At 65.8% G+C, this 14,936-nt stretch carries 12 protein-coding genes; 3 read left to right on the top strand and 9 right to left on the bottom strand.

Translation table 11 applies throughout. The features are described from left to right. Positions 1–14: 14 nt before the first annotated feature. From QF819_06090 to QF819_06065, 6 genes are all read right to left on the bottom strand, one after another. Positions 15–899, bottom strand: coding sequence for a decaprenyl-phosphate phosphoribosyltransferase (locus QF819_06090; protein MDP6802727.1), 885 nt, complete (start codon positions 897–899; stop codon positions 15–17). Further along, entirely contained in the window at positions 896–1,555 is a 660-nt protein-coding gene (gene udk, locus QF819_06085; GenBank protein MDP6802726.1) for a uridine kinase, read from the bottom strand. The genes QF819_06090 and udk overlap by 4 nt, the downstream gene beginning before the upstream one ends. Beyond that, positions 1,552–1,920: an EamA family transporter gene (locus QF819_06080; GenBank protein ID MDP6802725.1), complete on the bottom strand. Its 369-nt coding sequence runs from the start codon at positions 1,918–1,920 to the stop codon at positions 1,552–1,554. Before QF819_06080 ends, udk begins: the two co-directional genes overlap by 4 nt. A 22-nt stretch (positions 1,921–1,942) precedes the next feature. Then, positions 1,943–3,481 carry an exopolysaccharide biosynthesis polyprenyl glycosylphosphotransferase gene (locus QF819_06075; protein MDP6802724.1) on the bottom strand — a complete coding sequence of 513 codons (1,539 nt, stop codon included), beginning with the start codon at positions 3,479–3,481 and terminating at the stop codon, positions 1,943–1,945. Further along, positions 3,478–4,059: an SIS domain-containing protein gene (locus QF819_06070; protein ID MDP6802723.1), complete on the bottom strand. Its 582-nt coding sequence runs from the start codon at positions 4,057–4,059 to the stop codon at positions 3,478–3,480. Before QF819_06070 ends, QF819_06075 begins: the two co-directional genes overlap by 4 nt. 112 nt (positions 4,060–4,171) lie before the next feature. Next, the gene (locus QF819_06065; GenBank protein ID MDP6802722.1) at positions 4,172–5,302 is read right to left on the bottom strand and encodes a glycosyltransferase; all 1,131 of its coding nucleotides are present in this window, start codon (positions 5,300–5,302) and stop codon (positions 4,172–4,174) included. Positions 5,303–5,435: 133 nt separating this feature from the next. Between QF819_06065 and QF819_06060 the strand changes: the two genes are divergently transcribed. The 3 genes from QF819_06060 to QF819_06050 are packed head-to-tail and all read left to right on the top strand — an operon-like array spanning position 5,436 to position 9,335. Continuing rightward, positions 5,436–6,575 carry a glycosyltransferase family 1 protein gene (locus QF819_06060; GenBank protein MDP6802721.1) on the top strand — a complete coding sequence of 380 codons (1,140 nt, stop codon included), beginning with the start codon at positions 5,436–5,438 and terminating at the stop codon, positions 6,573–6,575. Further along, positions 6,572–7,684, top strand: a complete 1,113-nt coding sequence (locus tag QF819_06055) for a glycosyltransferase family 1 protein (protein ID MDP6802720.1) — start codon at positions 6,572–6,574, stop codon at positions 7,682–7,684. The genes QF819_06060 and QF819_06055 overlap by 4 nt, the downstream gene beginning before the upstream one ends. Before the next feature lie 4 nt (positions 7,685–7,688). Continuing rightward, positions 7,689–9,335: a glycosyltransferase gene (locus QF819_06050; GenBank protein MDP6802719.1), complete on the top strand. Its 1,647-nt coding sequence runs from the start codon at positions 7,689–7,691 to the stop codon at positions 9,333–9,335. Between the two features lie 8 nt (positions 9,336–9,343). Here the strand turns inward: QF819_06050 and QF819_06045 are convergent, their stop codons facing one another. From QF819_06045 to QF819_06035, 3 genes are all read right to left on the bottom strand, one after another. Then, positions 9,344–10,807 (bottom strand): class I SAM-dependent methyltransferase, encoded by a 1,464-nt coding sequence (locus tag QF819_06045; GenBank protein ID MDP6802718.1) that lies wholly within the window; start codon positions 10,805–10,807, stop codon positions 9,344–9,346. A 16-nt stretch (positions 10,808–10,823) separates the two neighbouring features. Further along, positions 10,824–13,997: a glycosyltransferase gene (locus tag QF819_06040; GenBank protein MDP6802717.1), complete on the bottom strand. Its 3,174-nt coding sequence runs from the start codon at positions 13,995–13,997 to the stop codon at positions 10,824–10,826. Between the two features lie 172 nt (positions 13,998–14,169). Next, on the bottom strand, positions 14,170–14,910 hold the full coding sequence (locus tag QF819_06035) for an ABC transporter ATP-binding protein (GenBank protein ID MDP6802716.1): 741 nt from the start codon (positions 14,908–14,910) through the stop codon (positions 14,170–14,172). Between the last annotated feature and the right edge of the window lie 26 nt (positions 14,911–14,936).

Raw genomic sequence — 14,936 nt, 5'->3', positions numbered from 1 at the left:
TCCCCGGCAATGGATCAGCGGAGATACAGAAGGCCGACCACCGCGACGACCCACGCCACCACTCCGGCCAACAGGGGGGGATCCCGGAAGAGGATTTCCGACGGGTTGCCCCCGAGCCCCCTCTCCCTGATCAGGAACAGATACCGGAGGAAGCCATACATGACGACCGGCACCGTGTAAACGAGTTTGTCCGTGCCGAGATTCGCGATGGTCTCCGGCCAGATTGTGTAGATGGAAAAGGACAGGATTGCACTGGTGGTCACGATGGAAATCACCATGTCGAGAAGTTCCACCGAGTACTCGCCCAGCGATGCGCGATGCTCAGAAGCATCCCCCTCCAGGAGAACCAGTTCCGACCTTCGCTTCCCGAATCCCAGAAAGAGCGCCAGGAAAAAAGTACACAGAAGCAGCCAGTTGGAGAGAGCCACGGTCGGGTCCGCGTCCTGAAGAATCCGCACCCCTGCAATGGCCCGAATCAGAAAGCTCACGGAGATGCACATGACATCGATCATGGCGTGCCGCTTGAGCCACAGCGAGTACATCCCGTTGAGGAGCAGGAACGCCACCGCCGCCTGTCCGAAGCGCGGCCCCGCCCGGAATGCCGCGAAGAGTCCCGCCAGCACAAGCGCCAACAGGAACACCGCCGCAATCGGGCGCCCGACCCTTCCCGAGGCCAACGGCCGTGTGCGCTTGCGGGGATGGAGACGGTCCTTCTCCACATCCATCAAGTCGTTGAACACATAGATGGCGCTCGACAGCACGCAGAAGATGGCGAACGCGGCCGCCGCTCTGACCGCGAAGGCAGGATCCCCCAGCCTCCCGGCGAACACGACGCCCGCGAACACCACGATATTCTTGATCCACTGGCGGGGGCGCGCCAGCGTGATGAGGGCGGTCATCGCTCCACCTCGACTTCGCTGAGTCTGGTGAGAATCTCACGCATCCGGGAAACGATCAGGTCTATGGCGACCTCGTTGAACCCGCCCCTCGGGATGATCACATCCGCGTGACGCTTGGACGGTTCCACGAACTGAAGATGCATGGGGCGGACCGTGTCCGTGTACTGATTCAGAACCGAATGCACGGAACGGCCGCGTTCGTGGAGATCGCGCAGGATGCGGCGCGTCAGCCGTTCGTCCGCCGCGCAGTCCACATACAGCTTGATGTCCAGCAACTCCCGGATCTCCGGGATATCCAATACGAGAATCCCCTCCAGGAGAATGATGTGCGCTGGCCCCACGGAGACAGGCTTCTCCTCGCGGCAGTGGCTCTCGTAGTTGTAGGTCGGGCGTGGAATCGCCTCTCCCGTACGAAGCGCCACCAGGTGCTCGACCACCAGTTCATTCTCGAAGGAGTCCGGGTGATCGTAGTTGAGGCGCCGCCGGTCCTCCAGCGGGAGATCGGATCGATCCCGGTAGTAGCTGTCGTGATGGAGAATGACCACCTTCCGATTCTCGAAATGGTCCGCCACACGCAGGGCGACCGTGGTCTTCCCGGACCCGCTCCCGCCTGCAATCCCAATGACGATGGGGCGCGTCGTCTCGGCGGTGCTCATTGGGATCGCGAGATCAGGAACACGCCAAGACAAACGACGAGTGTCCCCAGAATGCGCATGGGAGTCACATGCTCATGGAAGAAGAACCGCGAGAGAAACACGACCAGCACATATCCGATGGAGAGCATCGGGTAGGCCATGGAAAGCTCCACTCTCGTGAGGATGACGAGCCACAACACGGACGAGAGCCCGTAGAAGAGGAAGCCGGAGACGACCGAAGGCGTAGCGATCGCCCGCCCGATCATGGCAGGAATCTGGGAAGCCGCGGTGACACGGATACCGGGCGAACTCATCCCGTGCTTCAGCAGAAGTTGTCCGCAGACGCCGAGGGCGACGCACACCAGAATGAGCAGTACATTCCTCATCAAGTGCATTCTCCGATGGGCATCAGAATGCCTCCTTCTGAAAGAGAAACCGAACGGCCGTCAGCACCAGGATCTTCACATCCAGAGCCAGCGACCAGTTCTCCAGATACCACAGATCCAGTCGGGTGCGCCCCTCGATGGATGTGTCGCCCCGAAAACCATTGACCTGTGCCCAGCCGGTCATGCCGGACTTCACTTCATGTCGCTCCAGATAGCGCGGGATTCTGCGCTGGTATTCACTTACGAAATGAGGCCGCTCCGGGCGTGGTCCCACCAGCGACATCACCCCTCGCAGGACATTCCACAGCTGAGGGAGCTCATCGAGACTGAGACGGCGGATCACGCGTCCCACCCGAGTGGGACGACCATCCGTACGACGGGCACGCACGGGACCGGTGTCGCTCTCCACTCCGGGATGCATCGAACGGAACTTCACAATGTCGAACTCACGGCCGTCCCGCCCCAGACGCTGCTGGCGATAGAAGACCGGACCGGGCGAATCCAGACGCACGCAGAGCGCGACAAACGCCAGAAGGGGCAGCAACGCAACCAGCCCCAGGAGTGACCCGGCGATGTCCAGGGAACGCTTCTGAAACCGATCCCATCGGTCCAGCGGAAACATCCGGAACCCGACCAGCGGAAACCCGCCGATGTCCTCGACATGGGTCCTCCCCACGAGCACCTCAAAGAGATCCGGGACGAATCCGCAGGAAATCCCCAGCGAATGGCACTCTTCCATGAGGTCCATGCGGCTGTCGAAGGAGAGCCCGGCATCCGTCACCAGGATGCGGTGAATCCTCCGGGACCGGACGAGGTTTCGAACTCTGGCGGTCCGCAGCGCTCGATCCTCGGAAGACTCCGGGGAAACGCCGGGCGGACGCCAGTCGTCTCCTCCGAGTGATGCCGCAACGATCAACCCGGAGCCCGGGCCGGAGCGGATCTCTTCCTCCAGCCGACGCGCCACCTCTCCCCCGCCAAGAATGGCGATCCGTGCCACGCCGTGTCCCCTCTTGCGAAGCCCACCATGCACCACCGATGCCACGCGGCGAAACACCGGGAATGCCACGGTCGTCGCCACCCAGAAGAGCGCGACAAACCCCCGGGAGAAGGAAGTGCTGCGGTAGAAGAAGGCCGCCGCTACCAGCACCACGACCGCAAGAGCCGCCGCTCTCACGCCGGACAGCGAATCCCGGCTGAAGGAGGAGACGCGGCCGGGCCGGTAGAGGCCACAGCGGCGATAAGCCCAGATCGACACCGGAAGCACCACCGCGAGAACCGGCACATAGGTCGCCAGAGGCGGCACGCCGAGTGGAGCGGGAATCCACGCGGAGGTGAACCGGATCCAGTACGCCGCAAGAAATGCCGTCGTCACCGCGATGCCGTCCAGTGCCACCCAGATGGCGGCAAAGAGCGCGGGTTCCAGAGACGAGGCCGAGGGCGTCGGAACGGTGGACGCGGACTTCAGGATGCGACGCATCGCCCGATCCGCGATCGCCGCACGCGGGAGCGTCGGCGGGGCTCCTCCCGTGGACGGAGGCGTGGTGGTGTCTCCCGGTGTCACGGCGCATCCTCCGCCACCGCGTCTTCCATGGCTTCGCAGAGCAGGTGTTCCACCACGAGATGCGCTTCCTGAATCTGTGGAGTCTCTTCGGAAGGCACGCCGATCCAGTGGTCCACTTCCGAGGCAAGCGCCCCCCCCGCCGCTCCCGTGAGCGCCACGGTGACCAGTCCCCGCACGCGGGCCTCACGGACCGCCTCCACCACATTCGGTGAGTTCCCACTGGTGGAGATCGCGATCAGCACATCTCCCGCCTTCCCGTGAGCTTCCACCTGGCGACTGAACACCTTCGCGAAGCCCAGATCGTTGGAAGCTGCGGTAAGCACCGAGGAATCCACCGTGAGGGCAAGCGCGGAAATCGCACGGCGCTGCTTCCGGAACCGGACCGTGAGTTCCGTGGCCATGTGCTGGGAGTCCGCCGCGCTCCCTCCATTGCCGCAGACCAGGATGCGCCCACCGGCCGTCACACACCGAACAAGCTCCTCGGAGACGGCGGCCACTGCCGGAGCGGTCTCGTCCCGGAGACGCTCCAGCACGCGCACGGTCTCCGTCATGGACTCCCGGATTCCGTCGATGTCCATGACTCCCCCTCCCCGGCCCCGTTCCGGAGTCACCCCGGTCCGGGGTTCCCGGAAACCCATGCCAGAGTCCCACCCGCGTCGCACCCGTGTCAAGACGCCCAGCGTCGGAAGGTCAGGCGCTGACGATTCCCAGAATCTGCGCCATTCGGCTCCGGAATACCCCGGTGGAGAACTCCTCGGCCCGTTTCCGGCACGCGTCCGGATCGAAGGCGACCTCGGCGCTCTCTACCACTGTGATTCCGTGCGCAAAAGCCTCCGGCGTCTGTTCGCCGACAAAAAGCCCCGTGGCCCCGGTCGAAACGCCAGCCGGGTCTCCGGCCCACTCGGCACCCACCACCGTCTCCAGCGCTCCGCCCCGGTCGAGCGCGACCACCGGGCATCCGCACGCCATCGCCTCCAGGGGGACGATCCCGAAGTCCTCCACGCCGGGGAAGAGAAGACCCCGCGCCGTGGAGTAGAGCCTTACGAGTTCGTCCGCCGGGACCGACCCGAGGAAGCGGACGCCCGAACCGGCAAGCCGACGGAGATCGCTCTCCATCGGCCCCACGCCGACAATCGCAAGCCGGACTCCCGCTCGGCGCGCGGCACGAATGGCCACATCCACGCGCTTGTACGGGGCGAATGCGGAGACGACCAGCCACTCCTCCCCGCGCGGTTCCCCACTCTCGCTGAAGAGATCCGTATCCACCGGCGCATGGACCACCTCCGCGGTGCGTCCATAGATCCGGTCGATCGCCTCGGCGACGAAGCGCGAGTTCGCGACGAAAGCATCCACGCGATCGCAGGTCCGCCGATCCCAGCGACGCAAGGGGCCGCGCAGCGTCGCCATGGCCGCGCGCGTGGCGGGCCCGGCCCACCCGCCTCCGAAGTAGTCTTCGTAGCGATCCCAGAGATACCGCATGGGCGTGTGCACATAGGAGACATGGCGTGCGCCGGGACCGGGCCGAACGGCCTTCGCCACGCAGTGCGAGGACGACACCACGAGATCGTAGTCGCGAAGGTCGAAGCGCTCCACCATCGCCGGGAAGAGCGGGAGGAAGTACCGGTAACTCCGGGCGATTCCCGGCAGGCGCGAGAGCGGACTGGTGATGATTCTGCGGTCTTCAATCACCGAAGAGACTGCGCCGGGAATATGAACCAGCGTGAAGAGGTCCGCCCCCGGGAAGAGGTCGCAGAAGACTTCGAGGACTCTCTCCCCGCCCCGCATTCCCGTCAGCCAGTCGTGAACCAGAGCAACGCGCACGGCATCCCCTCCCGAGGGCGCAAGGTAACAGCCCGGCGGCTCTCCGGGAAGAATCGCGTCGCCCGAAGGGGCGCACCATCGTACGCTGACGCATCGCGGGGGGAGCCTCCCCGCCGGGAGGCCGGACCGACCGATGCGAATCCTCCTCGATGCCCGAACGGTGGGGCGTGAGTTCTCCGGCGTGGGGAACTATGTCCTTGAGCTGGTGAGGGGCTTCTCGCAGATCGACAGCGACCACGAGTTCCTGCTCCTTGCCCCTGCGGAGACGGCCCTGCGGGGGCTCGACCTCGACGGTCGATTCCAGCTGATCGAGGCCCCCTTCTCTCACGAAAGCCATCCGTCGGGTGACGCATGGGAGCACTTCGTCCTGCCCCGCCGGGCCAGAAAGCTCGGCGTGGATCTCATCCACGGACCGAACTACCTCGTCCCCCTCTTCCCCGGAAAGCCCGTCGCTGTTGCCACAATCCACGACCTGATCGCCTTTACGCACCCGCAGACCATCCCCCGTCGATACGCCGCCTACATGCGCTGGCTCATCCCGAAGTCCCTGCGCCGCGCGACCCGCGTCATCACGGGATCGGGTGCCATGCGGGAGAATCTGTGCGCCGCCTTCCACATTCCGGCCCACAGGATCGACGCCATCCCCCACGGCGTGGCATCCCGCTTCTCCCCGGAGACTCCCACGCGGGTGGACGAGGTCCTGCACAAGCTGAACATCTCGCAACCGTACCTTCTCTTCGTGGGGAATCTGGAGCCTCGCAAGAACCTCCCCGGACTGCTGCGTGCCTTTCGGGAAGTGCGCAACGCCCACGAAAGCAACCTCCGCCTCGTCGTGGCGGGGAAGGCCGCATGGCTTGAGAGCGAGTTCGTCCGCGCCCTGGAGGGTGACGACCCCGCGGATTCCGTCCTCACAACCGGATTCGTGGATGCGAAGGATCTCCCGGCGCTCTACTCCGGGGCGGAAGCGTTCGTCTTCCCTTCGTTCGAAGAGGGATTCGGTCTGCCCGTACTGGAAGCGATGGCGTGCGGCGTGCCCGTGGTGGCCAGCGCGATCCCATCCATTCGGGAGATCGCGGGCGAAGCCGCCGTCATGATCGATCCGCACGAACCGGGCTCGATCGCCCGCGGCATTCTCCGCGCGCTCAACGATCCCGAACTCCATGCCGCACTGAGGAGCGCGGGGCAGGTCCGGGCGAAGAAGTTCTCATGGAAAGCAGCCGCACGCGCTACGCTGGACACCTACCGCAAAGCCATGGAGGCCGCCGACCGATGACTGCTCCGCTGCACATCGGCATCGATGCGCGCAAGATCCGCGACTTCGGAATCGGACGATACCTTGAGGGACTCCTCACGGGGCTCGCCGGACTCCACGGTCCGGAGCGGTACACGCTCTTTCTTCCGGAGCCGGATCTCCGTGCGCTTCCGGGGGGACTGCCTGAACTCCTCGACCCGGAGCGCTTCCGGCTGGCGCAATGCCGTGCGCCGCTCTACAGCGTGAAGGAACTGGCGGCCTTCCGTGGCGCGGCAAGCCGGCATCAGCTCGATGTTCTGCACTTCCCGCACTATGTGCGCTCGGCGGCTCCCGGGTGCCGCGTGGTGGTCACGATGCATGACCCCATCCACTTGCTCTTCCCCCGCTCTCCGCTCCACCGGCTCTACGCCCGCATCATGATGGCGTGGTCGATCCGGTCGTCCGCCGTTCTCTTCACCGGCTCGGAAGCGGCCCGGGCGGAGCTGACCCGGTGCCTTCGCGCTCCGGCCGACCGGTTCACGGTGATCCCCCACGCCGTTGCGCCTGTGTTCGCTCCGCCATCGCCTGAGAGCGTGACGGAGTTCCTGGCGGGTCGGGGTCTCACACGGCCCTTCCTCCTCTGCGTCGCTTCGCATCGGCCCCACAAGAATCTCGACGGCGCGCTCCGTGCGTTTCGCGCCGCGGGACTCGCCGACGCGGAACTCGTCATCCCGGCACGCGATCACGAAACCCGCGCCAGACTGGAACCCATTGCCGCGGGGGTTTCGCGCGTCCGCATCCTGTGTCCCGTAACCGACACCGACCTTCCGCTTCTGTATGCCGGAGCGAGACTGGTACTCGTTCCCTCGCGATGCGAAGGCTTCGGGCTCCCCGCGCTGGAAGCGGCGGCCTGCGGCGGGCCGGTGCTCGCCAGCGACATCCCTCCGCATCGCGAAGTCCTGGGCGACGCGGCCGCGTTTGCATCGGTGGAGACCGCCCGTGCGCTTGCGGATGCCCTCGCGCGGCTCTGGATGGACGACCGCCGTCGCGGGGAACTCGCGGCACTCGGCCCGGCCCGCGCCGCCCTCTTCGACTGGGCGGAAACTGCGCGGGCGACGCGGGACGGATATCGCAGGGCGGCGGGGAGATGAACCCGTGAACCTTCTTCACCGCGTGCGCGCAGCCCGCACTCTCATTCGCGCCGAGGGGTTCCATGCGTTCGGCAGAATCGTGCGACGCCTCCGCGGCCGCATCGAGCAGCGGCGCACCGAGGCTGAACAGATCCGGCGATGGCTGTCCGCCGTGGCCCGGGCGCGTCCCGCGGTTCGCGTTTGTCGCTCCCCGGCCCCCGTCCGCGTCCTGCTCTTCGGAGAGGGGGACGAACAGCGAACCCGGGATTCGCTCCTCGGCGCCGGTCTCCCCGCAAGTGATGTGTGCCGCGGGGAGGCGCCTCCCGCCGTGGAGCGTCCCGGCGAGAGGTGGGTCGCGCTGGCTGCGGGCGACGAGTTCGTGTCCGATTCGGGAAATGCGTGGCTTGGGCACATTGCCGATCTCGACGAGGGCGGTGTGCTGTACGCGGACGAAGTCCGGCTTGCTCCCGGTGGCTCCCTCCGAGGTGATCTCAAGCCGGCGTGGAGTCCGCTTCTCGCGCTGACGCACCCCGGTAGGTTCCCGGGCGCCGCGACCGCCATCCCCGCGCAGGCTGCCTCAAGACGACTGCGGGAGGGAGCCGACTGGACCGATGTGCTTCTTCGGGCGACCGACGAAGCCGACGCTGTGCGCCACCTGCCGCTGCCGGTCCTTCGTCGGCCGGAGCGCGACGACGACCCGCTCTTCGGCCCTCTGCGCGGGCGGATGGATGCGGTGGCATCGTTTCTCGCCGATCGGGGGACGGCGGCCCCGGTGAGTGCGGGAGACGATCCGGAGACACTGAGCATCCACCCCCGGATCGATGCCGACCCCCTCGTGTCCCTCCTGATCCCGACGCGAGATCAGCCGGACCTGCTCGGCCGACTCCTCAACTCCATCGAGCGGCTGGATGGCGGAGTCCGTCACGAGGTGATTCTGGTGGATCACCTCACGACAGATCCGCGTGCGCTTCACCTGCTGGAAGAGGCCGAAAAGCACGCCGGGGTACGCGTGATTCGCGAGGGAGGCTCCTTCAACTTCGCCCGGATCACGAACACAGCCGCAGCGGAAGCGAGCGGGGACTTCCTCCTGATGCTCAACAACGACACGGAAGCGATCGACGGCGCATGGCTCACGCACCTCGTCGCCGCCATGCACTGGCCGGGCGTGGACGCGGTGGGCGCGCGGCTGCTCTATCCCGACGGCACCTGCCAGCACGCGGGCATTGGGCTCGGGATCGGCACGGTCGCGGGTCATCTGGGTCGGGAGTGGGGTTCTTCGGGAGGGCGCGAGGTTTTTCCGGGAACCGGAGCTCGTACCGCACGGGAAGTCTCGGCGGCCACCGCCGCCTGCCTCCTGGTTCGTCGCGGCGCCTTTGAGGAGTTGGGGGGACTCGACGCCGGAGATCTGCCCGTCTCGTTCAACGATGTCGACCTGTGCCTCCGGCTGACTCAGCGCGGAGGGCGGATTCTGTACGAGCCGCGTGCCGAGTTGATCCACCACGAGACCCGCACCCGCAGCCGTCTCCTTGACCCGCGGGAAGTCATCACCATGCGGCAGCGGTGGAGATCGCGCCTGACGGAAGACCCGCTGCTCCCGATCGCGATGAACCGGGAGTCCGAATGCCCCTTCCTGGATCCGCATCGCGCGAGGCTGGCGTCCACGCTTCGGTGAACGAACGATCAACCGCCGCGCAACCGCCGCCCCAGTTCGCGCATCGCCCTCGCCGGATCCTGTACGGCCTTCCCGCCCAGTTGCACGACGCGCCCCGGGTTTCGCACGGCACGCGCTGCCAGCCCTAGAATACCGGCCGCGTTCCATACGGGCGCGGGTCGGCCCGGTTCGGCCGCGCCCTCCCCGGACACGGTCACTCCGCACACTTCCGGATCCTTCAGACCGATGAAGAGATCTCGCCAGACGCCCCGCGATCCCTTCGGAATCACGAGAACCTCGTCGAATCCTCCACGGGTTCGCATGAGTTCTTCAACCCACTCGCGGTCGATGCGCACGGGCAGCTTCTCCCGGTAGATCTCCTCTTCCGAGTAGCCCATCTCAAGAACACACATCTTCCGCGCCGCGCCGAAGATCCAGTCGAAGCACTCCAGCCCCGCATCCAGACCGCTCTGGGCGATCACCCACTGCACGGTCGCGAACGAAGTGGTCACATCAAACCGGGCGCCGGGATGGCCCTGCACATGGGGAAGAAGCGCGGACTGGCAGTACTCCACTCCGCTTCCAAGAGCCTGTGACACGCGCCGAGCCAGCGCGATGAAGTCCTCGTCGATGTCCAGCCCCCAGGCCTCCCATCCCCGCGCCGCAAAGTACTCGCAGAAAAACCCGGTGCAGCATCCCAGATCGATGAAGCTGGGACGACCGTCGGCTTCGCCCGCCCTCGATGACGCGCTCCACGCCGGGAAGGCCGCCTCCAGCACCTCTCGAATGAGGTCCGCGCGAATCGGCGTGTCTCCCCGCACCAGTTCCCAGCCCGGGAGGTCCAACCCGAAGACCGGCTGATACGCGTGCTCCTTTCCCGGGAAGGGCTTCATGCGCCTGAGTTCCGAAGTGAGCTCCTCGCAGAGTTCACCATCCAGAGAAGAAGGTTCCGATCGGCATTGGTTCCTGGCGACCGCCTCGCGACAGGCATCGCACACCACGACGAAACCGCGCTCCGCCGTGTGGAACAGTTCGTGCGAGTGACGCCCCCGGTCCTTCCCGCAAAGCATGCAGGGTACGGTAAGCCGCGTGACCGGGTAGCTTCGCTCTTTCAGGATTGCCACCTGCTGCTCGGAGAGCGAAGACACCACGACATCCACTCCTCGCCGCTCCGCTTCGATCCACGCCTCCACGATGTCCACACCGAACCACGCCGCTTCGTCGAAGGCCGCCAGGCTCCCGGCGGGAAGTTCCGAGAGGATACGGCCTGCTTCCGCTGCCGAAACGAAGTGGTCAATGGTCGCGCCCATCCCGGGAGTGCGACATCCCATGGTGCCGCCTTCCCGGACATTCGGGCGCGATCGAAGATCGTCCGAGTCGCTGCACAAAAAGAGCGCCGTGGGATTCCCGGCATTCTGCGCGTCCTCGAGCCTTCCAATGAGGTGGGTGGTCTTCCCCACTCCGGGTGGACCGGCCAGTGCGGTCAATGCCATTTCTGGTCGCCTCCTGTCATGAGAGTAGTTGGGCTTCCACCGCCAGGAGTCCCCCCCGGGGGGATTCGGCGGGGCCGCGCCCCAGTCGTCGAAGTGCGTCCCTGGCTACGGCGGGAGAGAACCGGTTCCGGATCACTTCCTGCCCCGCTGAGGCCAACTGCGTCCACAAGGCACGATCCTGATGCAGACGCACCACTTCCCGCGCGAAGTCGTGCGCCGTGTCCGCGATGCAGATGTCTGTTCGATGAGTGAGCGCCATCCCCTCGCAGGCGATGCTCGTTCCCACGGTCGGCAACCCGTGCGCGAGGCTCTCGCAGACTTTCCCCTTCACCCCGGCGCCAAACCGGAGCGGCGCGATGGATACCCGGGACTCGCGGAGAAGCGCTTCGAGATCCGGCACCCACCCGGCGACATCCACGCCCCGTCCCGCGAGAGCATCCATCTCCGGTGTCGGCTTGCTGCCCACGATCCGAAGCGAAACATCCGGCAGTTCCTCCCGTACCATCGGCAGCACGGTCTCCACGAACCACCGGACGCCATCAGCATTGGGCGGATGCTCGAACCCCCCCACGAAGAGAAGTCCGTGCCGCTCCTCGAATGGAAGCCCGGACGCGGAAGTCTCGTGGATGGTGGGGACGATACGCACGGCGAGATTCGGATCGATGCTCTGGATGAGTTCGCGTTCCTCTTCACTGACGACCAGCGTCTCGTGCGCACGGCGGGCCACCGAGAGTTCCCGCGTGCGTGTCTCCCGCGCGGCCGCGAGATCGGCGGCACTCCCGGTCAACTCTGCGGCCCGCTCTTCACGAAGAAAGTGCAGGTCCACCGTATCGAAGACGACCCGCGCCCGCGGACAGAGCCTCCGCACATCATCGATATGAGTTCCCGCCGTACCCAGACGGCTCAGAATCACAAGATCGAACTCGCTCCCCCGGCACTCCAGGAAGTGGCGGATCGTCCTGAGGTGCGGTGACTGCCATACCTCCACGCCCAGCGCGCGAAGGTCTGCCCCGTAGGGTTCGGACGGGAGTAGATTGTCGGGCAGAAAGGTCACTCGATGGCCGAGGTCGCGAAGAATCCGCATCATCCATTGGATTCGCTGCGATCCCGCGTCCTGATCGGGAGTCGGCATACGGTGGTCGATGACGAGGACGCGGGAACGGGCCTTCCGCTCCTTCGCCCGTTCCGGGTCTTCCCCGTTTCGGCCGTGGCAGCCAAGTTCCTTCCGCCATCGATCCAGGAAGATCTGCTGGTTGCGCACCTGGTACCGCTTCACACCACTCTCCGGGTCCGTACCGGAAGTGGCACCTTCGCAATGAATGACACGCGCCACAGGGTTGACAAGCACGCGTCGACCGGCCTCGCGAACGCGAAAAGCAAGATCCACATCTTCGTAGTAGGCGGGAGCGTACCGCTCATCGAACCCGCCCAGTTCGTTGAACAGACTCCGGTCCACCAGGATGCATGCACCGGAGCAGTAATCGACTTCGCGAAGATACGAAACCTCCGGTGCGGACGGGTCTCTCCCGTGACCGTAATTCCACGCACTGGCGTCCTCCCAGACGATCCCGCCCGATTCCTGCAGGCGGCCGTCCGGGTACACCAGTTGGGCACCCACAATCCCCGCATCCGGGAACTCCTCCAAAGAGGCCCGAAGCCGGTCCAGGAAACCCGGCTCCACGCGCGTGTCGTTGTTCAGGAAGAGAAGGTGCCGCCCCTTCGCCTCCTTCGCGCCCCGATTGCACGAATGCACAAACCCGAGATTGCGTTCGTTTCGCACGAGTCGGATCGACCTTACCGACGCCAGCAGGCCAATCGACGCGGCCGTGGAGGCGTCATCCACCAGGACCACCTCGAAGGAGGTCTCCTCCCGCAATGCCGCCAGCGATTCCAGGCACCGGACGGTATGACCCGTCTGGTTGAACACGGGGATGATGATCGAGACATCCGGATGTTCATGCTGAGGCAGTGCAATCCCAGTCACTCGCGCGCGGGTCACCGGCCGCTTCAGGAATGCGTCGCGGAGTCTGCCGTGAAGGGCGCTCCTTCGCCGCGCCGCGCCGCGCACCAGGCGGCCCGCCACCCGTCGAGAGAACCGGACCAGTCGCATGCCAAGCCGGAAGAAGTCCAGACGATCCACGCGCCGGCCGACATCCAGCGTCGCGGCGCGAATCTCCTCCACTTCCACCCGCAGGCGGGTCGCGTCTTTGGATCCGGCGTTGCGCATCTCCTCCACGGCGGCCCGAAGACTCTTCACTTCCTCCGCCGACGCACGCAGCCACTCGGTCCGATCGGACAAGGTCTGTTCCAGCCCCGCAACTTGATCCGCCACCCGGACGCCACGGCTCAAGTGTTCCTGCCAGAGCGGATCCATTCGGGGAAGGACGGCCGCCACTTGCTCCGCCATTCGGTCAAACCGGGTCGTGCCGCCGCCGCCGCAACCGCCCGCGACGCTTTCCAGCAGCAGATCCAGTTCCCGCACGAATCCGTCTGCGCGACGATGCGACTTCTCCGCGTCCCCGACCCGGTGGTGCCGAAGCTCGCCGGTGACAAATGCGCGCAGCCGTGTCGAGGCCGCCTCCGGAGATACCGGCCAGGTGATTCCCAGAGCGTGTCCCGCTCCGGCCAGCACCCCGGCGGGATTCTCCAGCAGGTCCGCATAGGGCAGGAACACTCGCGGGATCCTCCGCGTCCCCTCCTCCGCCCGAAGGACATGGTCGGCCCAGAGGAAGGCCGACTTCTCACGCGAGAAGCCGTTCCTTCGAGCCAGCGAATCGGCGACCTCCGCGCAAGGCCTGGTCACCAGAAGGACATGGGGCGCGAGTCCCGCCTGCTCCAGTGCGGCCGTCCACACGGGAAGCAACCGACAGATGCGCGGGTCTTTCACTCCGCACAGCGCATCCTCCGGGAACATCCCCACGAGAAGCGATGAAAGGTCTCGCGCATGGGGCTTCCCTTCATCCGAATCAAACCAGCCCGGATCGATTCCAAAGGGGTCATCCCACGAGGACGCTGCGGACTCCAGAATGTTCTCGTTGGCGGCCATGACGCGGGTGTCTTCGAAGAAACCCTGTGGGTTCTCCCCCGCGCGTCCCGGCATCAGCGAATCCCCGAGGTCTACGCCGAGCATCCGTACGGCCCCCGCCACTGCGGAAGTGCCGCTTCGATGCATGCCAAGCACGAGAATCACGGGTCGCAAGGGGCGCCTCCTCCGCACAGGCTCTCGGGGAACCTGCCCGGGCTGCGCAGAACGGTGGGAATCAGTGGCCGGGTCGAGCGATGCTCCCACGCGAAAGGAGCCGAGTCAAGCGGCCGCCCGCGACCCGGCTCGCCCCGTCCGCGAGCGAGAAGTGCGGTTCCGATCAGCGGGGGCGGATCGTGGAGGCGCTCCGAACCGCCTTCTGGAACTCCACATAGGATGCGGCCACTTCTTCGGAAGTCCCGCACTCGCGGACCTTGCCATTCTCGATCCACGCCAGTCGGTCGCACATCTCTTTGGCAACGGACATCGAGTGCGTCACGATGACAATGGTGGCGCCGGCCTTGCGGATCTCTTCAAAGCGGTCCCGGCACTTCCGGCGGAACTGTTCGTCCCCGACGCCGAGCACTTCATCAACCAGAAGGACCTCCGGCGACTCGGCCAGTGCGACGGCGAATCCGAGCCGTGCGGACATGCCCGCGGAGTACACGCGAAGCGGCGCGTCGATAAAGTCCGCAAGTTCGGAGAAGCGGATGATGTCGTCCACCAGCTCACGGGTACGCTCCGGGCTTCGCCCGAGGATGGCCGAGTAAAGCGCGATATTCTCCCGCCCGGTCAGATCGCCGTGGAACCCGGCACCGACGCCGAGAAGCGGCGTGACCTTCCCCCAGACTCGAACCCTTCCCCGAGACGGGTGCAGGATGCCGGAAATCACGCGCAGGAGAGTGCTCTTCCCCGCCCCGTTTCTCCCGACGATCCCAAACACCTCTCCCCGATCCACCCGCAGATCCAGTCCGTCCAGAGCGCGGACACTCTTCTTCTCAAGATCCCGCTTGGTCCAGCGGATCAGGTGTTCCTTCAGAGTGGCCGCCGGTGTTCGGTGCGATTCGAAAGCCACCGACACTCCGGACAGAAGAAGCGCCGGGGGTC

It is taken from the genome of Gemmatimonadota bacterium (assembly GCA_030747075.1).
Taxonomy (GTDB): Bacteria; ARS69; ARS69; order ARS69; family ARS69; genus ARS69.
This window is presented reverse-complemented; position numbering and strand designations above follow the sequence as displayed.

What these genes read in the sequence shown, in the direction of transcription:
- QF819_06090 (MDP6802727.1), bottom strand. Translation starts at nt 899, where the DNA reads ATGACCGCCCTCATCACGCTGGCGCGCCCCCGCCAGTGGATCAAGAAT.
- udk (MDP6802726.1), bottom strand. Translation starts at nt 1,555, where the DNA reads ATGAGCACCGCCGAGACGACGCGCCCCATCGTCATTGGGATTGCAGGC.
- QF819_06070 (MDP6802723.1), bottom strand. Translation starts at nt 4,059, where the DNA reads ATGGACATCGACGGAATCCGGGAGTCCATGACGGAGACCGTGCGCGTG.
- QF819_06045 (MDP6802718.1), bottom strand. Translation starts at nt 10,807, where the DNA reads ATGGCATTGACCGCACTGGCCGGTCCACCCGGAGTGGGGAAGACCACC.
- QF819_06060 (MDP6802721.1), top strand. Translation starts at nt 5,436, where the DNA reads ATGCGAATCCTCCTCGATGCCCGAACGGTGGGGCGTGAGTTCTCCGGC.
- QF819_06055 (MDP6802720.1), top strand. Translation starts at nt 6,572, where the DNA reads ATGACTGCTCCGCTGCACATCGGCATCGATGCGCGCAAGATCCGCGAC.
- QF819_06080 (MDP6802725.1), bottom strand. Translation starts at nt 1,920, where the DNA reads ATGAGGAATGTACTGCTCATTCTGGTGTGCGTCGCCCTCGGCGTCTGC.